Raw genomic sequence first — 25124 nt, forward strand, 5'->3', positions numbered from 1 at the left:
TCAGACGCGGCCGACGGACACCGCGCCGGTGGCCGGGGCTGGCGTAACCTGTTGGGCCACCGGACTCGGCCGTGACCACACTCGCTGCGGCCACCAGAACCAGCGGCCCAGCAGTGCGGCGATCGACGGCGTCATGAACGAGCGGATCACCAGGGTGTCGATCAACAGACCCAGCCCGATGGTGGAGCCCACCTGACCGATCACCCGCAGATCGGAGACCAGCATCGACATCATGGTGAACGCGAACACCAGGCCCGCTGAGGTGACGACGGAGCCACTGCCGCCCATGGCCCGGATGATGCCCGTCTTGATCCCGCCGGGCAGTTCTTCCTTCATCCGGGACACCAGCAACAGGTTGTAGTCCGAGCCGACGGCCAACAGGATGATCACCGACATCGCCAGCACCATCCAGTGCAGGTCCAGCCCGATGATGTGCTGCCAGATCAGCACCGAGATCCCGAACGAGGTGCCCAGCGACAACAGCACGGTGCCGACGATCACCGCCGAGGCCACCACGGCGCGGGTGATCAGCAGCATGATGATGAAGATCAGGCACAGCGACGCGATACCCGCGATGATCAGGTCGTAGGCCGAGCCGTCCTTCATGTCCTTGAACACCGACGCGGTACCGGCCAGGTACACCTTGGAGCCTTCCAGCGGGGTGCCCTTGAGCGCCTCGTGCACGGCGTGCTTGATCGGCTGGATGTGCGAGACGCCTTCCGGCGACATCGGATCACCCTCGTGGCTGATGATGAACCGCACCGCGTGGCCGTCGGGCGACAGGAACATCTTCATGCCGCGCTTGAAGTCGGGGTTGTCGAACGCCTCGGGTGGCAGATAGAAGGAGTCGTCGTTCTTGGAGTCGTCGAACGCCTTGCCCATGGCGTTCTGGCCCTCCATCATCTTCTCCATCTGCAGCTGCAGCCCCTCCATGGTGGACTGCATCTTCAGCTGGGTCTCCCGCATGTTCTCCATGGTCTCGATCATCGGCGGCATGATCTCGAGCATCCGCGGCATCAGCCGGTCGAGGTTGTCGATGTCGGGCAGCACCTTTTCGAAATCCTCGGTCATCTGGTCGAGGCCGTCCATCACGTCGAAGATCGACCGGATCGACCAGCAGATCGGGATATCGAAACAGTGCGGCTCCCAATAGAAGTAGCTACGCATCGGGCGCCACATGTCGTCGAAGTCGGCGATCTCGTCGCGCATCCGCTGGATGTCGTCGAGCATCTGGTGCATCTTGAGATCCATGCTGTGGGTCGTCGCGGACATCTCACGGGTGACCTGGAGCATCTGCTTCATGCTCTCGATGGAGACCTGCATGTCCTCGCCCATTTTCAGCATGTTCTTCATGCTGTCGAGCTGGTACTTCATGTTCAGCTGCTGGGTGGTGCCCTGCATGCTGATCGCGAACGGGATCGTGGTGTGCTCGATCGGCGTGCCCAGCGGCCGGGTGATGGTCTGCACCCGCCCGATGCCGGGGACCTCGAAGACCCGTTTGGCGATCCGGTTGATGATCAGGAAGTCCGCCGGGTTGCGCATGTCGTGATCGGCTTCGATCATCAACAGCTCCGGGTTCATCCGGGCCTGGGAGAAGTGCCGATCCGCGGCGGCGTAGCCGATGTTGGCCGGCACGTAGCCCGGCAGGTACTGCCGGTCGTTGTAGTTGGTCTTGTACCCCGGCAAGGTGAGCAGCCCGACCAGGCAGACCGCCGTGGTGGCCACCAGCACCGGCCCCGGCCAGCGCACGATCATCGCGCCGATCCGCCGCCAGGTGCGGATCCGCATCGCCCGCTTGGGCTCGAGCATCCCGAAGCGGCTGGCCACCGTCACCACCGCGGCGCCGAACGTGAGCGCCGCGAAGACCACCACCAGCATGCCGATCGCCAGCGGGATACCCAGCGACCGGAAGTAGGGCAGCCGGGTGAAGTGCAGACAGAAGGTCGCGCCGGCGATGGTCAGACCCGAGCCCAGGATCACGTGCGCGGTGCCGTGATACATGGTGTGGAAGGCCGACTCTTTGTCCTCGCCAAGCGCTCGGGCCTCCTGGTAGCGGCCGAGCAGGAAGATCGCGTAGTCCGTCGAGGCGGCGATGGCCAGCGTCACCAGCAGGTTCACCGCGAACGTCGACAGGCCGATGATGTTGTAGTAGCCGAGCACGGCCACCACGCCGCGGGCAGCGCTCAGTTCGAACACCACCATGCCCAGCACCAGCAGCACGGTGCCGATCGACCGGTAGATCGACAGCAGCATCACGATGATCACCACGAACGTCAGCGCGGTGATGATCTTCAGGCTCTTGTCGCCGGCGATGTGCTGGTCGGCGTTGAGCGCGGACCCACCGGTGACGTAGGCGTGCACGCCTTCGGGGGCGGGGGTGTCGGCGATGATCTGCTGGACGGCTTCGACCGACTCGTTGGCCAGCGTCTCGCCCATGTTGCCGGCCAGGTAGACCTGCACATAGGCGGCTTTGCCATCCGGGCTCTGCGAGCCCGCCGCGGTCAGCGGGTCGCTCCAGAAGTCCTGGATGTGCTCGACGTGGGCGTGGTCGGCCTCCATCTTGGCGACCAGTTCGTCGTAGTACTTGTGCGCGTCGTCGCCGAGCGGCTGGTCGCCTTCGAGCACCACCATCGCCGAGCTGTCCGACTTGAACTCGTCGAAGACCTTGCCGATGCGCTTCATGGCGATCATCGACGGGGCGTCCATGGGGCTCATCGACACCGCGCGCAGCTTCCCGACCTCGTCGAGTTGCGGCACGATGACGTTCACCAGGACCGTGATCGCCACCCACGCCAGGATGATCGGCACCGCGAGCCGGCGGATCCACACGGAGATCCCGCTGCGGTGCGGTGATTGGACGGCCGGCATCGAGTCGGTCGGGGTGTCGTCGCTGATGTGTTTGCTCATGCGGATTTCACAATGCAGAAGGTCTGGGCGCTCACGGGGCTGTTGGCGATGCGTTCGTCTTTGACCACGCCGTCGATGGTGACCCGGCAGCCGATGGTGCTGCCGTCACCTTGGGCGACGATGTTGGGGCTCACCGCCGGGTTGGTGGTCGACAGGGTCAGCGACCACGGCAGGCTGGCGCCGTCGACCCGCTGCGGCGTGGCGTCTAAGTCCAGATAGTTGATGTCGGCGTAGGTCCCGTCCGGGCTGAAGATGTCATAGACGACGACCTTGGGATGAAACGGCTTGGTGTCCTCGAACGGGACGGTCCCGCTGCCGCTGTCGTCGGCACCGAAATAGCCGCGGACCCGCTGCACCGTGAACCCCCCCACGAAGAGCACAGCCACGATGAGCAACGGTAACCACGCGCGTCTGAGAACGCCGAACATGAAAGCTGTGGCCCCTTCGGATCGTGCCGGAATCTGACACAGATTAGTGCATCAAAGTTCTTTTTCACACCCAGCCTAAGTGTTTCGTACGTATGTTCGATATGTTGTCGGGTGTGGGCTGGGGCAGCGGGCCGCCGAGCTGGGCGGAGATGGAGCGGGTGCTCGATGGTAAGCCTCGTCACACCCGCGTCGCCGCCGGTGTGTCGGCCGATCGGGGCCGGTCAGCGCCGCGACCCGAGCGGCCCAGGCCGGCCGGCTCGACGGTTCCTTATGCCGAATTGCACGCGCATTCGGCGTACAGCTTCTTAGACGGGGCCAGCACCCCGGCCGAACTGGTCGTCGAGGCCGCCCGACTGGGCCTGCGGGCGATCGCGCTGACCGACCACAACGGTTTGTACGGGGTGGTGCGGTTCGCCGAGGCGGCCGCCGAGCTGGCCGCTGAGGGGCAGGAGATAGCGACGGTCTTCGGCGCCGAACTGTCGCTGGGGCCGCCTTTTTCGCGGGCCCGCACCGACGACCCGGACCCGCCCGGCCCGCACCTGCTGGTGCTGGCCCGCGGCCCGGAGGGCTATCGGCGGTTGTCGCGCCAGATCGCCGCCGCGCACCTGGCCGGCGAAAAAGACAGGCCCCGTTTCGATCTCGACACGCTGGCCGACGCGGCGGGCGGACACTGGCACATCCTGACCGGATGCCGCAAGGGCCACGTCCGCCAGGCACTGGCCACCGGCGGCCCGGATGCGGCCGCGACGGCACTGGCCGGCCTGGTGGACCGGTTCGGGGCCGAGCGGGTCAGCATCGAGCTGACCCGGCACGGCGATCCCTGCGACGACGAGCGCAACGCGGCCCTGGCGGCACTGGCGCCCCGGTTCGGGGTCGGCCTGGTGGCCACCACCGGCGCGCACTTCGCCGGCCCGGACCGGGGCCGGCTGGCGATGGCGATGGGGGCGATCCGGGCCCGGCAGTCGCTGGATGCCGCCGCCGGCCGGTTGGCCCCGCTGGGTGGCTCGCATCTGCGTTCCGGCGCGGAGATGGCCCGGTTGTTCGCGGCACACCCGTCGGCGGTGCCGGCGGCGGCCGAGCTCGGCGAACAGTGCGCGTTTTCGCTGGCGTTGATCGCCCCGCAGCTGCCGCCGTTTGCCGTCCCGGACGGGCACACCGAGGACAGTTGGCTACGGCAGCTGACCCTGACCGGCGCCGCGAAACGCTACGGCCCGCCCGGGAAAGCGCCGCGCGCTCGAAAAGCGTATGCCCAGATCGATCGCGAACTGGAAGTCATTGCCCAGCTGGGGTTTCCGGGCTACTTCCTGGTGGTGCACGACATCACCCAGTTCTGCCGGCGCAGTGACATCCTGTGTCAGGGCAGGGGATCGGCGGCCAACTCCGCGGTCTGCTACGCCCTCGGGGTCACCGCGGTGGATCCGGTGGCCAACGGGCTGCTGTTCGAACGGTTCTTGTCCCCGGCCCGCGACGGCCCGCCCGACATCGACATCGACATCGAGTCGGACCGGCGCGAAGAGGTGATCCAGTACGTCTACGACACATACGGCCGCGACCACGCCGCCCAGGTCGCCAACGTCATCACCTACCGGGGCCGCAGCGCGGTACGGGACATGGCCCGCGCGCTGGGCTACTCACCCGGCCAACAGGACGCCTGGAGCAAGCAGCTGGGCCGGTGGGGCGCATTGAGCCGCGACGACGCTGATGTCGAAGGCATCCCCGAGCGGGTGATCGACTTGGCCACCCAGATCGCGGATCTGCCAAGGCATCTGGGTATCCACTCCGGCGGCATGGTGATCTGTGATCGCCCGATCGCCGACGTGTGCCCGGTGGAATGGGCTCGGATGCCCGGCCGCAGCGTATTGCAGTGGGACAAAGACGACTGTGCGGCAATCGGTCTGGTGAAGTTCGACCTGCTGGGGCTGGGCATGCTCTCCGCGCTGCACTACGCGATCGACCTGGTGGCCGAGCACAAGGGCATCAAGGTGGACCTGGCCGCGATCGACCTGTCCGAACCGGCGGTGTATGAGATGTTGTCGGCCGCCGACTCGGTCGGGGTGTTCCAGGTGGAGTCGCGCGCGCAGATGGCCACGCTGCCGCGGCTGCGCCCGCGGGTGTTCTACGACCTGGTGGTGCAGGTGGCGCTGATCCGCCCCGGGCCGATCCAGGGCGGGTCGGTGCACCCCTACATTCGCCGCCGCAACGGCATCGACCCGGTGACCTACGAGCACCCGTGCATGAAGCGGGCATTGCGAAAAACCCTGGGAATTCCGTTGTTCCAGGAGCAGTTGATGACCCTTGCGGTGGACTGCGCCGGATTCACCGCGAGCGAAGCCGACCAATTGCGCCGCGCGATGGGCTCCAAGCGGTCACCGGAGCGGATGCGCCGGCTGCGAGACCGGTTCTACGACGGCATGGCCGAGTGCCACGGCATCACCGGGGCGGTGGCCGACCGCATCTACGAAAAGCTGGAAGCCTTCGCCAACTACGGGTTTCCGGAGAGTCACGCGATGAGCTTCGCCTCGCTGGTGTTCTATTCGTCCTGGTTCAAGCTGCACCACCCGGCCGCATTCTGCGCCGCACTGCTGCGGGCGCAACCGATGGGCTTCTATTCGCCGCAGTCGCTGGTCGCCGACGCCCGCCGGCACGGGGTCGTGGTGCACGGTCCGGACGTCAACGCCAGCCTGGCGCACGCCACCCTGGAGTGCGACGGCACGCAGGTCCGGCTCGGGCTGGGCGCTGTCCGTGGTATCGGTGACGACCTCGCCGAGCGGCTGGTGGCCGACCGCCAGGCGCACGGGCCGTTCACTTCGATGCTGGATCTGACTGCCCGGGTGCAGCTTTCGGCTCCCCAGGCCGAGGCGCTGGCGACCGCCGGGGCGTTCGGGTGCTTCGGCACGTCGCGCCGCGAGGCGTTGTGGGCGGCCGGGGCGGCGGCGACCCAGCGGCCGGACCGGCTGCCCGGGGTGGGGGTGGCGACGCAGACTCCGGCGCTGCCCGGGATGAGCGAGATCGAGTTGTCCGCCGCCGACGTGTGGGCCACCGGGGTGTCCCCGGACAGCTTCCCAACCCAGTTCCTGCGCGCCGATCTCGATGCGGCCGGGGTCATTCCGGCCGGGCAGCTCACCGCCGTCCCCGACGGCACCCGGGTGCTGGTGGCCGGGGCGGTCACCCACCGGCAGCGGCCGTCGACCGCCCGCGGGGTGACGTTCGTCAACCTCGAGGACGAGACCGGGATGGTCAACGTACTGTGCACGCCGGGGGTGTGGACGCGGCATCGCCGGTTGGCGCAGACCGCGACGGCACTGCTGATCCGTGGGCGGGTGCAGAACGCCAGCGGGGCGGTCACCGTGCTGGCCGAGCGGCTGGGCGCCCTCGAGCTGGTGGTGGGCTCGCGCTCCCGGGACTTCCGGTAGCACCGGCGGTAACCTCCTGGCATGAACCTCAACTTGTCCGCAGACGAAGTCCTGACCACCACCCGATCGGTTCGCAAGCGACTCGACCTCGACAAGCCGGTTCCCCGCGAGGTGCTCATGGAGTGCCTCGAGATCGCCCTGCAGGCGCCGACCGGTTCCAACGCCCAGGGCTGGCAGTGGATGTTCGTCACCGACCCGGTCAAGAAGCAGGCGATCGCCGACATCTACCGCGCCAACGCCGAGCCCTACCTGGACCGGATGAAGCCCGACTACGGCGACGGCGACGTGCGCGGTGAGCGGATGCAGTTCGTCAGCGCCTCGGCCAAATACCTGGCCGAACACATGCAGGACGCGCCGGTGCTGATGATCCCGTGTCTGGAAGGGCGGCCGGAGAAGGCGCCGCTGGGTCTCAGCGCGTCCTTCTGGGCGTCACTGTTCCCGGCCGCGTGGAGCTACTGCCTGGCGTTGCGCTCCCGCGGGTTGGGCTCCTGCTGGACGACGTTGCACCTGCTCGAAGACGGCGAGAAGCAGACCGCCGAGGTGCTCGGCATCCCCTACGAGGAGTACAGCCAGGGCGGGCTGTTCCCGATCGCCTACACCAAGGGCACCGACTTCAAGCCGGCCAAGCGGCTGCCGGCCGAGCAGGTGGCGCACTTCGACACGTGGTGACACCTGCCCTCAGCAGGCCATCCCGCCCCACATCGCCTCAGCGCCGGTATGACCGATGCGGACCACCAGCCAGGTCGACGTGGCCGCGAACAGCAGTGTGCCGGCCCCGGTAAGGCCGACACCGATGCGACGGACCATGGGCGACAGCGTGCCCACTTCTGCTGCGAAGAGCGGGGTGTGCAGCGCCCACCAGCAGATCATGGCGATGGTGAGCAGCGCCGACCACACGACGAGCTGGCCACCCAACGCGGCGTGATGGCGCAGGATCGCGCCACCCATCACCCGGTGCTGCAGCCAGCTGCCGGCGGTCGTGGTCAGCGGGATCGCCAGCAGTGTGCCCGCGGCGACGAACGCCGTGGCGCCACCGATGCGTCGACGTGCGGCCGGCCAGAGCACGACAAGTACCGCCAGCAGCGCGGTCACCGGCACCAGGACCGCGACCAGGTGCGCCAGCAGGGGATGCGCCGGCAGGCCATTGATGGTCTCAAGCATGAGGATTCTGCTCCGGGTCGCAGATCATGACTTGTCGCAGCACGTTTTATCCGACTTCGGCATGGGCTTGTGCGGTTCCATGGGCATGCCCGGTCGCATCTTGCCGGCGCCCATCCCACCGTGCTTGTGCATGCCCGGACCCATCTCGCCGGCCGGCATCGGCATGTCGCAGCACGAGTCATCCGAGCCCGGCGCATGGTCCGGCGGCATGTTCGTATCGTGGGACGCCAAGGCCGGAGTCGGCCCGAGGGGGAGCATCCCGGACGATCCCGCCCAGGCGCCGGCGAAGAAGATCGCCACCGCGATACCGGTGAAGGCCAAGGTGCCGGCGACCCTGCGCTTGCGGGAGATTTCCATCAGACATTCCTTTCGGTGGTGGTGAGATATGTAGCGAGATCAGGCGTTGCACTGGCACTGCGAGTGGCTGCCGACGTCCGGGCCGGCCTCGAGGTGATCGGTGTCCGGCCGCCAGTCGAACGGGAAGTGTTTGCTCGAGCCGCCGCGGTATTCGTGGGAGAAGTCGAAACCCTCGGCGTGGTCGCGTTTGACCACGCCCCACGTCGCCACCTGGCCGGGGCCGATCTCCGCGCCCGGTGCGTTCACGGTGGTGACTCGCCGGTTCGGGTCCGCCGTCGGGCCGGTGAGCGCCTCGACGCGCACGTCGACCTTTCCGGGAATCTCCGCACGCCAGTAGGCCAGATCCTGGGCCGCGTCGAAAGTGATGGGCGCGTACTCGATCCGGTCCAGCCTGCCGATGAGGCTGCCGAATGCAGCCGGCCAACCGCCTTCTTTCCCGGTGAAGATGCGCTCGAGGGCGTACCGCTGATCCGTGTCGGCCTTGGCGTCGACGTAGAACATCAATTTCATCGTGGCGTCGGGATCGTCGACCCACATGTTGCCGGCGAATTCGCCGAGCGCGACCACGCCCAGACCGGCAAGGCCGGTGTCGCCGTAGTGCCCGTCGTGGATCTGCCAAACCAGGGTGAACAAGCAGTCACCGTGGGTGGGTTGCTGGGCGAACGTGCACGGGCAGGGCAGCTTGCAGCTGCACACGTCGAACCACTCGCCTCGCAGGTGCCAGTCCGCTGCCGTCGATGTAGCCATCAGAGCCTCTCCTTCTTTTCTACCCATACGGGGTAGGGGTATACACGGACGGTACACGGTTGCCTCGGGTGACGGCAAGTGGCCTAGCCCGCCGATTGCCCTGCGCGGCACCGAGAGTCAGGGAGGTGTCGAGCAACGCGGCCGGTCACAGCCGCGCCCGGATGCACACGTCGTCGCTCCCAGAGGGCGAAGTGCTGTGTGCTGGCGGCGCCGCGGTTCGGTGTGGCGATCGACGCGCGGGGGACTACAGCCCGCCGGCGAATCCGTGCTGGCGCCACGCCTCGTAAGCCGCGACCGCGGCGGCGTTGGACAGGTTCAGCGACCGCCGGCCGGGCAGCATCGGGATGCGCACCTGCTCGGTGATGTGCGGATCGGCCAGTGTTGCCGCATCCAGGCCGTCGGGCTCGGGACCGAACATCAGCACGTCCCCGGCTTGGTAGCGCACCTGCGCGAACGAGGTTTGCGCGTGGGCGGTGAAGGCGAACACCCGGGCCGGCATCAACGCCGCCCAGGCGTCGGCCAACGACGGGTGCACGGTGACCACCGCCAGGTCGTGATAGTCCAGCCCGGCGCGGCGCAGTTTGGGTTCGGACAGATCGAAGCCCAGCGGCTCCACCAAATGCAGCTCGGCGCCGGTGGCCGCCACCATCCGGATCGCGTTGCCGGTATTGGGCGGGATGCGCGGCGAATAGAACAGCACCCGGAACACGCAGCCGAGGTTACGGCTACCGGACACGAAACCATCTCGGGAGCTGTGCCTTTTCGGTAAAGGCTATGGTGATGGCACGCGCAGACTGTCATACTCGTCGAATTGCCGACGTAGGACGGCCTAGATCAAGGCGGGTCTCACACCGCTAAGGGTTCAGCGGGTGCGATGTGCCGGAAGCTTGCGATGAATGAAGGCGCAGACGGTGAATTTCAGCCGAGCGGTCGGTGAGCCGGCCGTCGAGCGGTGACGCTCTTCGACCACCCGCACGGGGTGGACGCCGCGCTCGACGACTATGAAGAACAGCCCGAAGTAGCGGCGGCCAAACGCCCGTCGCGGTGGTCGGTGCGCAACTGGCCGGTGCGGTGGAAGGTGCTGGCGATCGCGCTGCTGCCGATGCTGCTGGCCGGGGTCTTCGGCGGGCTGCGGATCTCTAGCGCGCTGTCGGAGGCCAACCGGCTCCGGCTGGTCGCCGACCGCGCCGAGATGGTCCCGGCGATCACCCACTACATGTCGGCGCTGGGCGATGCGCTGGTCGCCGCTTCCTCCGACGGCGACGCCGAGGGCGCCCGGAAGAACTTCGAGAACCGCAAGTACGAGCTGGCCTCGCGGCTGTCGCACACCGACGTCGCCGCCGACGTGCGGTCCGGGGTGGGCACGCTGATCGAACGCGGCCAGGGGCTGCTGGATCTGGTGACGACCACCGGGGTGGGTTTGCGCGAGGAGGTGACCGGCTACGCGCCGATTCTGCTGACCGCCGAGGACGCCATCACCGGTTCGGTGCGGGTGGACAGTGAACGGATCCGGTCGCAGACCGAGGCCCTCAGCCGCGCCGTCGGCGCCCGCGGTCAGATGATGATGCAGGAACTGCTGGTCAACCGGGGCGGTGAGCTTCCCGACCCGGAACTGCGCAGCTCGATGATGACCTTGGCCGGCACCGAGCCGTCGACGCTGTTCGGGATGAGCGAGGTGCTCGGCGTCGACTCCCCGGACGCCAAGTCCTTGCAGCAGCAGCTGGTGACCCGGATGGCGATCATGTCCGATCCGGTGCAGGTGCTGCCCAACAACCCGGTGCTGCGGGAGTCGATCCGCACCACCGACCAGATCGCCGCGCGGCTGATCGCCGAGAACACCGGGGCGGTGACCAAGGCGGTGGAGGACCGCGCCGCCGACCGGCGGGCCGCCGCCTTCCGCGACATCGCGCTGGTGGTGGCCGCCATCGTCGCCGCCCTGCTGGCGGTGTGGCTGGTGGCGCGCTCGCTGGTGCGGCCGCTGCGCACCCTGCGCGACAGCGCGTTGCAGGTCGCGCACACCGACCTCGAACACGAGATCGCCCGGGTGCGCGCCGGCGACGAACGCGAACCCGCGCCGCTGCCGGTCTACACCACCGAGGAGGTCGGTCAGGTCGCCCACGCGGTTGACGAACTGCATGCCCAGGCGCTGCTGCTCGCCGGTGATGAGGCCCGGCTGCGGCGTCTGGTCAATGAGATGTTCGAGACGATGTCGCGGCGCAACCGGTCCCTGGTCGACCAGCAGTTGGCGCTCATCGACCGGCTGGAACGCAACGAAGACGACCCGGACCGCCTGGAGAGCCTGTTCCGGCTGGATCACCTCGCCGCCCGGATGCGGCGCAACGGCGCCAACCTGCTGGTGCTGGCCGGCGCTCGGGTGCCCCACGAGCGCGGCCGGTCGGTCTCGCTGGCGACGCTGATCAGCGCCGCCGCCTCCGAGGTGGAGGGCTATCACCGGGTGCAGACGGTGCTGGTGCCCGACATCACGGTGATCGGCGCCGCGGCGGCCGACGGCGTGCACCTGCTCGCGGAGTTGATCGACAACGCGCTGCGCTATTCGGCGCCGACGGAGCCGGTGCGGGTGGTGGCCGGTTTCGAGAACGACGGCGGGGTGGTCGTCGAGGTGGTCGACGTCGGGTTGGGGATGACCGACGCCGACCTGCGGATGGCCAACATGCGGCTGGCGTCCGGCGGCGAGTTCAGTCCGGAGAACGCCCGCCACATGGGTCTGTTCGTGATCTCCCGGCTGGCGCACCGCCACGGCATCGAGGTCCGGCTGTTCCCGGCGTCGCAGGGGTCGCGGGGGATCACCGCCGAGGTGTACCTGCCGCCGCACCTGCTGACCCACCAGAGTGCCGAGGAACCGGCCCCGCCGCAGCACCCGACGTTCCCCGCGCCCGCCGCGCCGCCCCCGTCCTACGCGCCCGAACCCGCGGCCTACCAGCCCGGCGAGTCCGAGCCGTACCCGCAGCCCGAGGACACCGACCCCGGCCCCGTCGTCTCGCTGCTGCCGCGCCGCACCCCGGGCTCCAGTGGCATCACCGGGGTGCCCCTCGACCAGGAGCAGCCGCCGGCCGACGCCGGCCGGGGGCGTCGCGAACTGCCGCAGCCCTGGTGGGAGGCCGAGGACCAAGACCAGGCGCCGGAACCGGCCCACGCGGACTTCGGCGAGCCCGAACCGGTGCCCGAGAGGACATCTCCGGCAGACACTTCGGCGTACTTCGCGGCCCGGGCCCGGGTCGAGAGCGCCGCGAACGACCCCGACACCGACACCATCTATCAGCGGATGCTCTCCGAAGCGCTGGGCAGCGACCCCAACGACCCCGACCTGCGCGCCGATCTGGACTGGCAGTCGGTGTGGGACCGCGGTTGGTCAGTGGCCGCCGAGGTGGAGAACATCCCGGTCGTCGCCCACACCGAGCACGGCCTGCCGGTCCGCGAACCCGGCGCCCGCCTGGTGCCCGGCTCGGCCGACCCCGAGACACCCCCGGAGTATCCGGGCGATCCGGCGCGCCCTGCGGCCGACACCGACGAGCCGGTAGCATCCAACGGCGTGCCGCACGGGCCCGCCTATGCGGCACCGGAGCGGGATCCCGCGGCGATCCGCGCCTCGATCAGCAGCCACTTCAGCGGGGTGCGCGCCGCCAGGTCGCACGCCCGGGAAACCGGCCTCGAGACTGGCCTCGACACCGATCAGGGACGAAACCAGCAATGACTTTCCCCACCGACAACAGTGAACAGCGGCGTGCCTCCGAAAGCTCGCTGGACTGGCTGGTGACCAACTTCGCCCGCGAGGTGCCCGGGGTGTCGCACGCGGTGCTGGTGTCGGTCGACGGGCTGACGGTCGCGGCCAGTGAGCATCTGCCCAAGGAACGGGCCGACCAGCTGGCCGCGGTGGCGTCCGGACTGGCCAGCCTGGCAAGCGGAGCGGCCCAGTTGTTCGAGGGCGGCCGGGTGCTGCAGTCGGTGGTGGAGATGGAGCACGGCTACCTGCTGCTGATGCGGGTCGGGGACGGCTCGCACCTGGCGACGCTGGCCAGCGCCTCCTGCGACATCGGCCAGATCGGCTACGAGATGGCGGTGCTGGTGGAACGGGTCGGCGCGGTGGTGCAGTCGGCGCGCCGGGCGGCGCCGTCGTCGCCGGGCGGCCGCTCGTGAGGTGTCGGTGATGGACACTCCCGAGAGCCCGGAGGCCCTGAATGCTGAGGCGCAGCTGGTTCGCCCGTATACGCTGACAGCCGGTCGGACCCACACCGACGTCAGCCTGCCGCTGGAAGCGCCGGTGCAGACGTTGCGGGCGGCGCACCCCAACCAGTGGCCGGCCAGCGACCCGCGCGGCCGGATCGTCGAGCTGTGTGCGACGGGCCCGTCGGTGGCCGAGATCTCCGCTCGGCTGGACTTGCCGCTGGGTGTTGCGCGCGTCCTGGTGGGGGATCTGATCACCTCGGGTTACCTTCGGGTGCGGCGCACGCTGAACGAGGCGTCCACCCGGGACGAACGCCGAGAACTGATAGGAAGGACGCTTCGTGGCCTACGAGCGCTCGGCTAGCCGGGACACGGCGTCGACGAAGATCGTCATCGCGGGGGGATTCGGGGTCGGCAAGACCACGTTCGTCGGCACCGTCTCGGAGATCATGCCGTTGCGCACCGAGGCGCTGGTCACCGACGCCTCGGCGGCCGTCGACACGCTGGAGCCCACCCCGGACAAGCGGACCACCACGGTGGCGATGGACTTCGGCCGGATCACCCTGGCCGACGACCTGGTGCTGTACCTGTTCGGCACGCCCGGCCAGCGCCGGTTCTGGTTCATGTGGGACGACCTGGTGCGCGGCGCGATCGGCGCGATCATCCTGGCCGACTGCCGCCGGTTGCAGGACAGCTTCGCCGCGGTGGACTTCTTCGAGCATCGCAACCTGCCGTTCCTGATCGCGGTCAACGAGTTCGACGGGGCACCGCGCTATCCGGTGGCTGCGGTGCGCAAGGCGCTCACCTTGCCCGAGCACATTCCGGTGATCACCGTCGACGCCCGCGACCAACGGTCGGCCCGCGACGCGCTCATCGCGATCAGCGAATACGCACTGGCGAGCCTGGCGCCGCACGCTTGAGCGCGGCACCGGAGTGGACCGGACGTGAGTTTGTCGGTCACGACTTCCGCGACGAGGACTTCTCGCGGCTGCACACCGAGCGGGTGGTGTTCGACGAATGCGACTTCAGCGGCGCCAATTTCGCCGAGTCGCAGCACCGCGGGTCGGCGTTCCGGAATTGCCGGTTCGCGCGGGCCTCGTTGTGGCACAGCGAGTTCGTCCAGTGCAGCATGCTGGGGTCGCTGTTCGTGCAGTGCCGCATGCGACCGCTGGTGCTCGACGATGTGGACTTCACGCTGGCCGGGCTCGGCGGCAGTGACCTCCGTGCGGTGGATTTCAGTGGCTGCCGGCTCCGCGAAGCCAATCTGGTGGAGGCCGACCTGCGCAAAGCGGTGCTGTGTGGGGCTGATCTGACCGGCGCCCGCACCAGCAGCACCCGGCTGGATGAGGCGGATCTGCGCGGCGCCCGAGTCGATCCGACGCTGTGGACCACCGCCTCGCTGACCGGCACACGCATCGACATCGCCCAGGCGATGGCGTATGCGGCCGCCCACGGGTTGCGGTTGGACAGCGAGCCCGACGAGCGCTGAGCTCAGCGCTTGAGCCGGATCTTCCACCACACGACCACGCTGTAGAACACCGACAGCAGCGCCAGCATCGCCATGTCGAGCAAGAAGATGCCCTTGGTGTGGTCCCACAGGTGGTCCTTGGGGATCTGCGGCACGTTGACCAGCTTGTTGAAGTCGATGGCCGAGGCGCCCGCGGCGTAGCCCCACCGGCCCGGAGTCACCCAGGCGGCCTGGGCCAGCCCGATGCGCCCGGTCACCGGGATCATGCCGCCGGCCAGCACCAGCTGCGACATGATCGACACCACCAGCATCGGCATGATCTGCTCGTTGGACTGCGCGAATGACGACAGCGCCAGACCCAGGATCGCCGAGGCCACACAGGTTCCGGCGACCGCGAGGAACAAGTCGAAATTCGCGCTGCCGAACATCACCGCGCCCTGCGTCGGACCGCCTTTGCCCAGAATCACGATGATGGTGGCGATCGCCCCCTGCGCCGTGGCGAACGCGCAGAACACTGCGACTTTGGCCAGCAGATAGGCCATCGTCGACAAGCCCACGGCCTGTTCTCGCTTGAAGATCGGGCGTTCCCCGATCAGGTCTCGAATGGTCAGCGCGGTGCCCATGAAGACTGCGCCGATGATGAGCAGCACCATGATGTACTGCGGTTCGGTCGGTGCGTCGGGCCCCGGCATGCCCAGGCCGCCTTTGCCTTTCACGGTCAGCGACAGCGCGCCCACGATAAAGGGCAGCACGCCCAAGAAGATCGAATAGCCGCGGTCGGAGACGATCAGCCGCACCTGCCGGCGCGCAATCGTCGACAGCTGTTTTCGCAGGCTCTCCGCCGGCGGGCTGCCCAGGTCGGCCGGCGGTGTCGAGGGGACCTGGGCGGCGGCGGCACCCCGGTGGCCGCCTTCCCGCTCCAGGAAGCGCCGATTGGCCTCGTCGGGGTCGGCGCCCACGTTGGCGAAGATGTCGGCGTAGTTGTCGGCGCCCATCGCGGTGAACACTTCCTTGGGCGGACCGCAGTAGGCGGTCTTGCCGCCGGGCGCCACCAGCAGGATCTGGTCGCAGACATCCAGATAGGACACCGAGTGGGTGACCACCAGCACCACGCGGCCGGCGTCGGCCAGCCCGCGCAGCATCAGCATCACCTGGCGGTCCAGCGCCGGGTCCAGGCCGGAGGTCGGCTCGTCGAGGATCAGCAGCGACGGCCCGGTCAGCAGCTCCAGGGCCACCGACGCGCGTTTGCGCTGGCCGCCGGAGAGCTTGTCCACCCGGGTGTCGGCATGCTTGGTCAACTCGAGTTCCTCGAGCACCTGGGCCACCGCCCGGTCGCGGTCGGCCTTGGTGCTGTCGGGCGGCAGCCGCAGCTCGGCGGCGTAGCCCAGCGCCTGGTTGACGGTGAGCTGCCGGTGCACCACGTCGTCTTGCGGCACCATCCCGATCCGGCTGCGCAGTGAGGCGTACTCGGTGTGGATGTTGTGGCCCTCGAAGGTGACCGCACCGGCCGTCGGTTTGGTGTAGCCGGCGATCAGCCGCGACAGCGTCGTCTTGCCGGCACCGGACCCGCCGATGATCGCGGTCAGGGTGCCGGGCCGCGCGGTCAGCGAGATGTTGTTGAGCAGCCGCTTGCCGCCCTCGACGTCGAAGCAGACGTCGCGAACTTCAAGCCCTCCAGATTTCGAGGCGGCTTCGGTGCGGCGCAGCAGAGTGCCGCCGGTGAACTCCAGGTCGACGTTGCCGATGGTGACCACGTCGCCCTCGGTGAGGATCGCCGAGCCGATTCGGACGCCGTTGACGAAGGTCCCGTTGATGCTTCGGCTGTCACGGATCTCGGTGCCCAGCGGGGTCGGAATCAGCATCGCGTGGTGGCGCGAGGCCAGCACATCGGAGATGACGACGTCGTTGTCGGTGGCCCGGCCGATGGTCAGTGCACCGGCCGGTGCCTCCGGCGGCGCGGCGGAACCCGGCCGCAGGATGTCGATCATCTTGGTGGCGAGGTTGCCGACCTCCGGCGGCTTTGCCGCCACCGGCGCCATCCGGGTGGACGGCTGCCGCGGCGGAAATCCCTCGGCCGGCGCCGACGGCGGCGCGGGCGGTTGGGCGGGCGGTTGGTAGCCGGGCCGCAGTGCGGCCTCGCCGGGTGCGGAACCGGCCGGGCTGAGCGGGCCGACCGGACCGGACGGATATGCCGGCTGCCGGTGGGTGGGAGCCGCCGGCTGATGCGGCGGCGGGCCGGGCCGGTACGGCTGCTGGACGCCGGCGTGCCCGGCCGAACGCGGATCCGGGTAGTGCGCCGGATCGGGATGCTCGGGACGGGAGGGCCAGCCCTGCTGTTGCGGTGGCCGGCCCGGGCGTGCGATACCCGGCTGCGGCAGCTGAATGGAGACGGTCTGCGGCGGGCGCCCGGCCTGGCCCTGGTGCCGGCCCACCTCGAAGGACACCCGCGGCCCGTCCGGGTTGCCGAGGTTGACGGCCTGGCCGTCGCGGATGTCGATCACCGGCACCCGCTGACCGTTGACGTAGATGCCGTTCAGGGAGCCGTTGTCGATCCCCAGCCACCTGCCCTGCTCGAAGCGCAGCAGCAGGTGCGCGCGGGAGACCAGGGGATGGGGGATGCGGATATCGGCGCGCAGGTCACGCCCGATGACCACATCGTGGCCTGCGGAGAACGTGCCTTGCGACCCGTCGTAGCGCACGGTCAGCACCGGCGGAGCAGGGTGACTCATCGGATCAACTGTATCGGGCGGACGGATGTGGCGGCCCGCCCACTGCGCCGCGAGTCGGCGCGGATCGCCGGCGGATCGTCAGCGCAGCGCGTCCGGCGCGCCGGTGACCACGCAGTGGGTGCGCTGATAGATCGTGGGCATGCACTGGTTGCAGTGAATGCACTCCGACTCCGTCGCCGGCTCGGCGGCGATCCGGTTGATCAGGTCCGGTTCGGCCAGCAGAGCCCGGGCCATCGCGACGAATTCGAAGCCCTCGGCCATCGCCTGATCCATGGTCTGGCGGTTGGTGATGCCGCCCAGCAGGATCAGTGGCAGCGACAGCTCGGCGCGGAAGAGCCGGGCATCGCGCAGCAGATAGGCGTCGTGATAGGGGTATTCGCGCAGGAACTTGTTGCCGGTCATCCGCATGCCCCAGCGCAGCGGCGGGGGAAAGACGCCGGCGAACTCCTTGACCGGAGCGTGCCCGCGGAACAGGTACATCGGGTTGACCAGTGAGCTGCCCGCGGTCAGCTCCAGGGCGTCCAAGCCACCGTCGTCCTGCAGCCACTTCGCGGTGGTCAGCGACTCATCGAGGCTGATGCCGCCGCGCACCCCGTCGGACATGTTCAGCTTCGCGGTCACCGCGATCTGCCCGCCGACGGCCTTGTGGACCGCCTGCACGATTCCGCGGGCCACCTTGGCGCGGTTGGCCAGCGAGCCACCGAACTCGTCGGAGCGGCGGTTGATCAGCGGCGAGAGAAACGAACTGGCCAGATAGTTGTGGCCGAGGTGGATCTCGACGGCGTCGAAGCCGGCGTCGAGCGCGTAGCGGGCGGCCTCGGCGTGCTGGGCGATGACCTCGTCGATGTCGTCGCGGGTGGCCTTCTTGGCGAACCGCATGCCGATCGGGTTGAAGAACCGCACCGGCGCCAGGGCGCGCGCCTTGTTGGAGCGGGCGTCGGCGACCGGGCCGGCGTGACCGATCTGCGCGCTGACCGCCGCGCCCTCGGCGTGCACGGCGTCGGTGAGCCGGCGCAGCCCGGCGACGGCCTCCGGGCGCATCCACAGCCCGTCGTCGGAGGTGCGGCCGCCGCGGGAGACCGCGCAGTAGGCGACGGTGGTCATGCCCACCCCGCCGGCCGCCGGCAGCCGGTGGTATTCGATCAGGTCGTCGGAGACCAGCGCACCAGGCGTGCGGTTCTCGAATGTGGCCGCCTTGATGACCCGGTTGCGCAGCGTGAGCGGACCGAGCTTGGCGGGACTGAAAACGTCGGGGGTCGGCATATCGGGAGCTTAAGCCGCGTGAAGCGGGTCGTGATCGTTGGCACCGCCGCCGGGCGTGCCAGACTATCGGCGTGGGTGCGATCACGTTGGACGGCAAGGCCACGCGCGACGAGATCTTCGTCGACCTCAAAACCCGGGTGGCTGCGCTGGCCGCCACGGGCCGTACGCCCGGGCTGGGCACCATCCTGGTCGGCGACGACCCCGGCTCACACGCCTACGTGCGCGGTAAGCACGCCGACTGCGCCAAGGTCGGCATCACCTCGATCCGCCGCGACCTGCCCGCCGACGCCAGCACGGCGCAGCTCAACGACACCATCGACGAGCTGAACGCCAACCCCGACTGCACCGGCTACATCGTGCAACTGCCGCTGCCGGGCCACCTGGACGAGAACGCCGCCCTGGAGCGCGTCGACCCGGCCAAGGACGCCGACGGGCTGCATCCGACCAACCTGGGCCGGCTGGTGCTGGGCACCCCGGCGGCGCTGCCGTGCACCCCGCGCGGGATCGTGCACCTGCTGCGCCGCTACGAGGTGCCGATCGCCGGTGCCCACGTGGTGGTGATCGGTCGCGGCGTGACGGTCGGCCGTCCGCTGGGGCTGCTACTGACCCGCCGCTCCGAGAACGCCACGGTCACCTTGTGCCACACCGGAACCCGAGACCTGCCGGCGTTGACCCGGCAGGCCGACATCATCGTCGCCGCGGTCGGGGTGCCGCACATGCTCACCGCCGAGATGGTGCGCCCGGGGGCGGCCGTCGTCGACGTCGGTGTCAGCCGCACCGACGCCGGGCTGGTCGGGGACGTGCACCCAGACGTGTGGGAGGTGGCCGGCCACGTCTCGCCCAACCCCGGCGGCGTCGGGCCGTTGACGCGAGCGTTCCTGCTGACCAACGTCGTCGAACGGGTCGAGAACGCACTGTGAACCCGCTGACGCAGGTCCGCGCGACGCTGATCCGGCAGTGGCCGATCGTGCTGGTCGGCCTGATTTTCGTGGCGGCGTTCGTGCTGGTCGGGGCGAACTTCTGGCGGCGCGGGGCGCTGCTGATCGGGATCGGCACCGCGGTGGCCGCCGCGCTGCGGCTGGTGCTGAGCGAGGACCGGGCCGGGCTGCTGGTGCTGCGCGACCGGGGACTGGACTTCGCGACAATGACGACCGCGGCGACGGTGATGGTCTACATCGCCGCGACCATCGACCCGCTGGGGACCAGCTGACGCCGCGACCGGCTACTTGACCAGCGTGAACTGGTTGACGTCGAAGCGGCCGGCCCGGAATTCCTCGGCACAGCCGGTCAGGTAGCGCATGTAGCGCTGGTAGACCTCGTCGGACTGCAGCTCGATGGCCTCGCACTCGTGCTCCTCGAGAGCCTGCGCCCAGTGATCGAGCGTCATCGCATAGTGCTGCTGCAGCGACTGGATGCGGTTCACGGTGAACCCCACCTTCTGGGCATGCTCTTTGACCAGACCGACCGACGGCAGCTGACCGCCGGGGAAGATCTCGGTCATCAAAAAGATCTGAAAATCGGCCAGCTCGGGCGTCAGCGCCATGCCGTGGTCGAGGATCTCCTGCGGGGACAAGCCGCAGATGGTGTGCAGCATCAGCACGCCGTCGGCGGGCAGTGCCTGGTGGGCCATCGTGAAGAAATCGTCGTAGCGGTCGTAGCCGAAATGCTCGAACGCCCCGATGGACACGATCCGGTCGACCGGCTCGTCGAACTCCTCCCAACCGGCCAGCAGCACGCGTCTGCTGCACGAGGTGTCCATCGCGGCAAACATCGACTCCACATGGACGGCCTGGTTCTTGCTCAGCGTCAGGCCGATCACGTTCACGTTGTACTTCTCGATGGCCCGGCGCATGGTGGCACCCCAGCCGCAGCCGATGTCGAGCAACGTCATGCCCGGCCGCAGACCCAATTTGCCCAGCGAAAGGTCGATCTTGGCGAGTTGGGCCTCCTCCAGGGTCATGTCGTAGCGCCGGAAGTAGGCGCAGCTGTAGGTCTGGGACGGATCGAGGAAGAGCCGATAGAAATCGTCGGACAGGTCGTAATGGGCTTGCACGTCGGCGAAATGCGGGGTCAGGCGGTGAGTCATGGGCGGTGGCCTTTCGGTCCGTGGGGGCCTTGTCAGTGCCGCCCATAGGACCGTCCCTCCCGGCCGGCCGAAGCCGCATACCCGCTGTCGGCCGCGGCAAACGCCGACGCGGGTAAACAACAGGAGAACGGATGCGCGCAACCGCACTTGCGCCGCAATGAGATTCGGCCCGGTACGGCCGCCAAGGCCCTCCGCCGGGTTACAGGCCGGCGGGGAAGCCCGGAAGTGCGGGGATGGCTGGGATCCCGCCGGACAGCCCCGGGATACCGGCTGACATGCCCGGGATCTGCGGCAGTTCCGGTACCTGGCCGCTGGCCAACTGCGACAGCATCTGCGGGCAGTAGGCCTGCACCGCGATCTCGGTGAACAGCTGCGCCATCTCCGGTGACATGGCCGGACCGCCGCCGAGTCCGGCGATCGGGGATGCCACCGAGGCGGCGGTGCCGGCGGGCTCGGTCAGCATGGGGCAGACGGACTGGCCGAGCGCGGCCGTCGCGGCCGGGTCACCGACCGGGACCCCCGCCCCGGCCAGATCGGACAGGAACGAGGTGTCGACCGGACTCGCCTGCGCCGGTATCGCCAGCCAGACGGAGGTGATCATGCCCGCCCATATCGTGCCGGCCGCCGCCATCGCGGTCACCGTCGGTACCGCCGCTCGCACGCGGTTATGCCCCATGTCGGTCCCCCCATGTTCGTATGGGGTACCCGGACAGCCCCCGTCAGCTGCAACTCTGCAGCAGCACCGTCACGTCGACGATACGGCCAGGTCACGCTTCGGGTACGGCGCTGTCGCCGCAGCGCCGGCGAAGTCGCACCAAACTGCGGCCGGGGATGTGGTCAGGCGGCGCCTGACAGCGTTGCCCGCACACACACCGTGATGTAGGGCAGGGCCAGCCCGGTCGCACCGACCAGCGCCGGATGGGTGGCCAGCAGTTGCCGAACCTGATCCAGGGTCTTGGTGCGCACCGCGTCCGGGGAGGTGATGCAGTAGCTGCGGGAGGCGACCAGGTCGATCAGCGCCTGCGGGGTCAGGTAGTTGGTCCACTCCACCTGATGGCCCTCGATGTCGCCGAACGGTTCGGGCAGTTGCACGCCGGCATCCACCGCGTCGCGGGCGTCTTCGCGGCCGATGATCGTGCCCAGCTCCTTGACCCAGCCCAGCCGTTCGTCGCGGGTGTTCCATACCAGGCCCAGCCGGCCGCCGGGCCGCAGCACCCGCAGCAGTTCGGGGATGGCGCGCGCCGGGTCGAACCAGTGCCAGGCCTGGGCCACCAGCACCGCGTCGACGCTGTTGTCCGGCAGCGGGATCTGCTCGGCGGTCCCGAGCAGGGCCGGGGTGTCGGGCAGCGCCGCGGCCAGCACCTCGAGCATTTCGGCGATCGGGTCCACGGCTACGACATCCAGGCCCCGTTCCACCAGCCGGGCGGTCAGCTTGCCGGTGCCCGCGCCCAGGTCGAGGACATCCCGGGCGTTCGGTGGCAGCAGCCAGTCGATGGCCTCCGGGGGATAGGACGGGCGGCCACGCTCGTAGGCGGCGGCCTGCGAGCCGAACGACAGCGATCGGTCCTGCCGCGCCCCGGAGCTCACCGCCGGCGGTCCCCGGCCGGGCCCGCCAGCTCCAGGGTCTGGCGGATCAGCTCGCCGACGCGGTCGGTCTCCAGCAGGAAGCCGTCATGCCCGCACTCGGAGTCGACCACCTGCAGGCCGTCGCAGCCGGGCAGCAGCTCGGCCAGCTCCGCCTGCAGGCGCAGCGGATACAGCCGGTCGGAGGTGATCCCAGCGACCACCGCCGGCACCGGGCAGCCGCGCAAAGCGGCCGCGACGCCACCTCGGCCGCGGCCCACGTCGAAGGAGGACAGTGAATCGGTCAGCGTCACATAACTGCCCGCGTCGAACCGGGCCACCAGCTTGCCGCCCTGGTAGCCCAGGTAGCTCTCCACCGCGTAGCGGCCGCCGTCGGCCGGGTCCTCGCCGTCCTGGGCGGCGTTGCCGAACCGCCGGTCCAGCTCGGCTTCACCGCGGTAGGTCAGGTGCGCAATGCGCCGGGCGATCGCCAGCCCGGTGTCGGGACTGCGGCCGGTGCCGTGGTAGTCGCCGCCGCACCAGTTCGGGTCAGCCTTGATCGCGGCGATCTGGGTGCTCTGCGTGCCGATCTGGTCGGCGGTGGCCCGGGCGCCGACGGCCAACAGCAGACCCGCGCCCACCTTGTCGGGGTGGCCGATCATCCACTCCAGCCCGCGGGCGCCGCCCATCGAACCGCCCAGCACCGCGGCCACCTCGGTGATGCCGAGCGCAGCCAGCGCGGCGATGTCGGCTTCCACCTGGTCGCGAATCGAGATGGCGGGAAATCGTGAACCCCAGGGCTTTCCGTCGCGGGCCAGCGAACTCGGGCCGGTCGATCCGCGGCAGCCACCCAACACGTTGGTGGCCACCGCGCACCAGCGGTCGGTGTCGATCGGGGCACCGGGCCCGACGATTCCGTCCCACCAGCCCGCGGTGGGATGCCCGGGGCCGGCGGGCCCGGTGACGTGCGAGTCCCCGGTCAGCGCGTGCAGCACCATCACGACGTTGTCGCGTTGCGGCGACAGCTCACCCCAGCGCTGCACGGCGATATGGGCGTCGTCGAGCACCGCCCCGCTCTCCAGGCGCAGCGAGCCGATCCCGACCACGCCGGTCTCTCCCTCGGCGGGCAGCACCTGCCTGGACACGTCGGAGATCGTCATCGCCGACCGCCTCAACGCGCCGCCAGCGCCGAGGAGTCGCCGAGCTGAGCGGCCGCCGCGGCGAATCCGAGCTCCAGGTCGGCCAGGATGTCCTCGATACCCTCGATGCCGACCGCCAGCCGCACCAGGCCCGGGGTGACACCGGTGCTCAGCAGCTCGTCCCCGGACAGCTGGCTATGTGTGGTGGAGGCCGGGTGGATCACCAGCGAGCGCACGTCACCGATGTTGGCGACGTGGCTGTGCAGCTTCAGCGCGTTGACGAAGGCCTTCCCAGCCTCGATCCCGCCGGCGACCTCGAAGGAGAGCACGCCCCCGACGCCCTTGGGGGCCAGCTGCTGTGCCCGCTGATACCACGGTGAGCTGGGCAGCCCGGCGTAGTTGACGCTGAGCACGTCGTCGCGGGCGGCCAGGAACTCCGCGACCCGCTGGGCGTTGGCGACGTGGCGCTCGACCCGCAGGCTCAGCGTCTCCAGGCCCTGCGCGATCAGGAAGGCGTTGAACGGGGAGGCCACCGACCCGTAGTCGCGCATCAGCTGGGCGCGGATCTTGATCGCGTACGCCGGCTCGCCCAGGTCGGCGTAGACCAGGCCGTTGTAGCTCGGGTCCGGCGTGGTGAAGCCGGGGTGACGGCCCTGGGTCCAGTCGAAGTTGCCGCTGTCCACGATCACGCCGGCGATCGCGGTGCCGTGCCCGCCCAGGTACTTGGTGGCCGAGTGCACGACGATGTCGGCGCCCTGGCTGATCGGCTGGATCAGGTACGGGGTGGCGATGGTGTTGTCGACGATCAGCGGCACCCCGTGCTCGTGGGCCACCTGCGAGACGCCGGGGGTGTCGAGGATGTCGATCTTCGGGTTGGAGATGGTCTCGGCGTAGAACGCCTTGGTGTTCGGCCGCACCGCCGCGGCCCAGGACTCCAGGTTGTCGGGGTCCTCGACGAAGCTGACCTCGATGCCCAGCTTGGGCAGTGAGTACCGGAACAGGTTGTAGGTGCCGCCGTACAGCCGCGGGCTGGCCACGATGTGATCGCCGGCGCCGGCCAGGTTGAAGATCGCGAACGTGCTGGCAGCCTGCCCGGCCGACAGCAGGGTGGCGCCCACCCCACCCTCGAGTGCGGCGATGCGTTCCTCGATGACCGCGCTGGTCGGGTTGGTCAGGCGGGTGTAGATGTTGCCCGGCTCGGCCAGTGCGAAGCGAGCAGCGGCCTCGTCGGTGTCGCTGAACAGATACGACGTGGTCTGGTAGATCGGCAGGGCGCGCGACCCGGTCTCCGGGTCACCGGCGTGGCCGACGTGGATCTGCTTGGTCTCGAACGACCAGTTGTTACCGGCGGTCATGGTGTGAATGCTTTCTTCGTGAGGTGTTATCGCTGGTGCAGGAGTGGGGTTAGCGACAACAGCAACGGGCGAGCGGGCACAAGGAGGCACGCATCAGGTTCCCCTGTCTACTCGGGGGGCCCGTTGTGGCGGACCCGCGCTTGCCGCGTAGCCGGTGGTGGCTACTCAACCCGGTCAATCACCCGGGGCACCCCACCGCGGTTGGAGGGTTGCCGGCCAGCAAGCCGGGGCTTAGCGCTGGCACTCATGACCGTGTCGCAGCCTATCGCATCCCGCGCGGCTGTCGCCACCTGCTCACCGCCGGTGGCCGCCATTACGCGGTGCGG

The 25124-nt window shown here is 69.2% G+C and carries 22 protein-coding genes and 1 riboswitch; of the genes, 9 read left to right on the forward strand and 13 right to left on the reverse strand.

Going from position 1 to position 25124, the window contains the following annotated elements:
- The gene (locus tag AC5Y4Q_RS02855; RefSeq protein WP_125225265.1) at nucleotides 1–2907 is read right to left on the reverse strand and encodes an MMPL/RND family transporter; all 2907 of its coding nucleotides are present in this window, start codon (nucleotides 2905–2907) and stop codon (nucleotides 1–3) included.
- Nucleotides 2904–3335 carry an MmpS family transport accessory protein gene (locus tag AC5Y4Q_RS02860; RefSeq protein ID WP_064921368.1) on the reverse strand — a complete coding sequence of 144 codons (432 nt, stop codon included), beginning with the start codon at nucleotides 3333–3335 and terminating at the stop codon, nucleotides 2904–2906. Before AC5Y4Q_RS02860 ends, AC5Y4Q_RS02855 begins: the two co-directional genes overlap by 4 nt.
- Nucleotides 3336–3448: 113 nt before the next feature.
- Here AC5Y4Q_RS02860 and AC5Y4Q_RS02865 point away from each other — a divergent pair, with 113 nt between their 5' ends.
- Nucleotides 3449–6748, forward strand: a complete 3300-nt coding sequence (locus AC5Y4Q_RS02865) for an error-prone DNA polymerase (RefSeq protein ID WP_064921412.1) — start codon at nucleotides 3449–3451, stop codon at nucleotides 6746–6748.
- A gap of 21 nt (nucleotides 6749–6769) precedes the next feature.
- Nucleotides 6770–7417, forward strand: coding sequence for a nitroreductase family protein (locus tag AC5Y4Q_RS02870; RefSeq protein WP_064921367.1), 648 nt, complete (start codon nucleotides 6770–6772; stop codon nucleotides 7415–7417).
- Between the two features lie 9 nt (nucleotides 7418–7426).
- Here the strand turns inward: AC5Y4Q_RS02870 and AC5Y4Q_RS02875 are convergent, their stop codons facing one another.
- The 4 genes from AC5Y4Q_RS02875 to AC5Y4Q_RS02890 form a co-directional block, all read right to left on the reverse strand.
- Nucleotides 7427–7909, reverse strand: coding sequence for a hypothetical protein (locus AC5Y4Q_RS02875; RefSeq protein WP_499957907.1), 483 nt, complete (start codon nucleotides 7907–7909; stop codon nucleotides 7427–7429).
- Between the two features lie 24 nt (nucleotides 7910–7933).
- Complete coding sequence (locus AC5Y4Q_RS02880; RefSeq protein WP_499957909.1) at nucleotides 7934–8266, reverse strand: hypothetical protein; 333 nt, start codon at nucleotides 8264–8266, stop codon at nucleotides 7934–7936.
- Between the two features lie 39 nt (nucleotides 8267–8305).
- Nucleotides 8306–9013, reverse strand: coding sequence for a DUF1326 domain-containing protein (locus AC5Y4Q_RS02885; protein ID WP_125225269.1), 708 nt, complete (start codon nucleotides 9011–9013; stop codon nucleotides 8306–8308).
- Nucleotides 9014–9257: 244 nt separating this feature from the next.
- Nucleotides 9258–9722, reverse strand: a complete 465-nt coding sequence (locus AC5Y4Q_RS02890) for a tRNA (cytidine(34)-2'-O)-methyltransferase (RefSeq protein WP_064922158.1) — start codon at nucleotides 9720–9722, stop codon at nucleotides 9258–9260.
- A 243-nt stretch (nucleotides 9723–9965) separates the two neighbouring features.
- Between AC5Y4Q_RS02890 and AC5Y4Q_RS02895 the strand changes: the two genes are divergently transcribed.
- The 5 genes from AC5Y4Q_RS02895 to AC5Y4Q_RS02915 are packed head-to-tail and all read left to right on the forward strand — an operon-like array spanning nucleotide 9966 to nucleotide 14684.
- Nucleotides 9966–12725, forward strand: a complete 2760-nt coding sequence (locus tag AC5Y4Q_RS02895) for an ATP-binding protein (RefSeq protein WP_499957913.1) — start codon at nucleotides 9966–9968, stop codon at nucleotides 12723–12725.
- Complete coding sequence (locus AC5Y4Q_RS02900) at nucleotides 12722–13168, forward strand: roadblock/LC7 domain-containing protein (protein ID WP_064922160.1); 447 nt, start codon at nucleotides 12722–12724, stop codon at nucleotides 13166–13168. The genes AC5Y4Q_RS02895 and AC5Y4Q_RS02900 overlap by 4 nt, the downstream gene beginning before the upstream one ends.
- 10 nt (nucleotides 13169–13178) lie before the next feature.
- A complete protein-coding gene (locus AC5Y4Q_RS02905) occupies nucleotides 13179–13559 on the forward strand; it encodes a DUF742 domain-containing protein (protein WP_499957916.1) in 381 nt (126 codons plus the stop codon).
- Nucleotides 13537–14115: a GTP-binding protein gene (locus AC5Y4Q_RS02910; RefSeq protein ID WP_064922161.1), complete on the forward strand. Its 579-nt coding sequence runs from the start codon at nucleotides 13537–13539 to the stop codon at nucleotides 14113–14115. Before AC5Y4Q_RS02905 ends, AC5Y4Q_RS02910 begins: the two co-directional genes overlap by 23 nt.
- Complete coding sequence (locus AC5Y4Q_RS02915; RefSeq protein ID WP_125225504.1) at nucleotides 14112–14684, forward strand: pentapeptide repeat-containing protein; 573 nt, start codon at nucleotides 14112–14114, stop codon at nucleotides 14682–14684. Before AC5Y4Q_RS02910 ends, AC5Y4Q_RS02915 begins: the two co-directional genes overlap by 4 nt.
- Before the next feature lie 2 nt (nucleotides 14685–14686).
- On the opposite strand, the gene AC5Y4Q_RS02920 is transcribed toward AC5Y4Q_RS02915, so the two are convergent.
- Together AC5Y4Q_RS02920 and AC5Y4Q_RS02925 are read right to left on the reverse strand one after the other, a co-directional pair.
- Nucleotides 14687–17392 (reverse strand): ATP-binding cassette domain-containing protein, encoded by a 2706-nt coding sequence (locus tag AC5Y4Q_RS02920; RefSeq protein WP_499957918.1) that lies wholly within the window; start codon nucleotides 17390–17392, stop codon nucleotides 14687–14689.
- Nucleotides 17393–17470: 78 nt separating this feature from the next.
- Nucleotides 17471–18655, reverse strand: a complete 1185-nt coding sequence (locus AC5Y4Q_RS02925; RefSeq protein WP_064922164.1) for an NADH:flavin oxidoreductase — start codon at nucleotides 18653–18655, stop codon at nucleotides 17471–17473.
- Between the two features lie 71 nt (nucleotides 18656–18726).
- Between AC5Y4Q_RS02925 and AC5Y4Q_RS02930 the strand changes: the two genes are divergently transcribed.
- Both AC5Y4Q_RS02930 and AC5Y4Q_RS02935 read left to right on the forward strand, forming a co-directional pair.
- On the forward strand, nucleotides 18727–19575 hold the full coding sequence (locus AC5Y4Q_RS02930; RefSeq protein WP_064922165.1) for a bifunctional methylenetetrahydrofolate dehydrogenase/methenyltetrahydrofolate cyclohydrolase: 849 nt from the start codon (nucleotides 18727–18729) through the stop codon (nucleotides 19573–19575).
- Nucleotides 19572–19865 (forward strand): DUF3017 domain-containing protein, encoded by a 294-nt coding sequence (locus tag AC5Y4Q_RS02935; RefSeq protein WP_165604341.1) that lies wholly within the window; start codon nucleotides 19572–19574, stop codon nucleotides 19863–19865. Before AC5Y4Q_RS02930 ends, AC5Y4Q_RS02935 begins: the two co-directional genes overlap by 4 nt.
- 12 nt (nucleotides 19866–19877) lie before the next feature.
- Here AC5Y4Q_RS02935 and AC5Y4Q_RS02940 read toward each other — a convergent pair whose 3' ends face one another.
- The 5 genes from AC5Y4Q_RS02940 to AC5Y4Q_RS02960 form a co-directional block, all read right to left on the reverse strand.
- Nucleotides 19878–20741: a cyclopropane mycolic acid synthase family methyltransferase gene (locus AC5Y4Q_RS02940; RefSeq protein WP_125225501.1), complete on the reverse strand. Its 864-nt coding sequence runs from the start codon at nucleotides 20739–20741 to the stop codon at nucleotides 19878–19880.
- 199 nt (nucleotides 20742–20940) lie between these two features.
- Complete coding sequence (locus AC5Y4Q_RS02945; RefSeq protein WP_234786353.1) at nucleotides 20941–21342, reverse strand: DUF732 domain-containing protein; 402 nt, start codon at nucleotides 21340–21342, stop codon at nucleotides 20941–20943.
- Nucleotides 21343–21578: 236 nt separating this feature from the next.
- Nucleotides 21579–22328: a class I SAM-dependent methyltransferase gene (locus AC5Y4Q_RS02950; protein ID WP_064922377.1), complete on the reverse strand. Its 750-nt coding sequence runs from the start codon at nucleotides 22326–22328 to the stop codon at nucleotides 21579–21581.
- Nucleotides 22325–23464 (reverse strand): homoserine O-acetyltransferase MetX, encoded by a 1140-nt coding sequence (gene metX, locus AC5Y4Q_RS02955; protein ID WP_064922376.1) that lies wholly within the window; start codon nucleotides 23462–23464, stop codon nucleotides 22325–22327. Before metX ends, AC5Y4Q_RS02950 begins: the two co-directional genes overlap by 4 nt.
- An 11-nt stretch (nucleotides 23465–23475) precedes the next feature.
- Nucleotides 23476–24798, reverse strand: a complete 1323-nt coding sequence (locus AC5Y4Q_RS02960; protein WP_064922375.1) for a bifunctional o-acetylhomoserine/o-acetylserine sulfhydrylase — start codon at nucleotides 24796–24798, stop codon at nucleotides 23476–23478.
- Between the two features lie 131 nt (nucleotides 24799–24929).
- A riboswitch (SAM riboswitch) is annotated at nucleotides 24930–25050 on the reverse strand.
- Between the last annotated feature and the right edge of the window lie 74 nt (nucleotides 25051–25124).

The organism is Mycobacterium sp. NGS16 (assembly GCF_059813225.1).